Origin of the sequence: Psychroserpens mesophilus (genome assembly GCF_050617655.1) — a bacterium.
In the GTDB taxonomy this organism is placed as follows: Bacteria; Bacteroidota; Bacteroidia; order Flavobacteriales; family Flavobacteriaceae; genus Psychroserpens; species Psychroserpens mesophilus_A.
This window is the reverse complement of sequence record NZ_JBODQC010000459.1, coordinates 1-240: the sequence shown is the minus strand read 5'-3', so window position 1 is coordinate 240 and position 240 is coordinate 1. Positions and strand designations below refer to the sequence as shown.

The window sequence follows — 240 nt, the reverse complement described above, 5'->3', positions numbered from 1 at the left end:
GCATACGCACGACCAGTACGGCATCGGCGTGATCCGCCACGGGGCGCAGGTGTCGCACAGCGGCCGAGGCCAGGTCGAGGCCGGCCCGGGCCACGTCATCACGGTCAATCCCGGCGAGGTGCATGACGGCGCGCCGATCGGCGGCGAACGCGCCTGGCAGTTGCTGTACCTGGATCCCTCGGTGGTGGCGGACGCGGCCGACGCGCTGCCGGCCGCCCGCGGTTTTGAATTCGAACATCC

At 71.2% G+C, this 240-nt stretch carries 1 protein-coding gene; it reads left to right on the top strand.

Going from position 1 to position 240, the window contains the following annotated elements:
• A partial coding sequence (locus ACRHNM_RS17985) for an AraC family ligand binding domain-containing protein (protein ID WP_431137998.1) occupies nt 1-240 on the top strand: 240 nt, incomplete at both ends.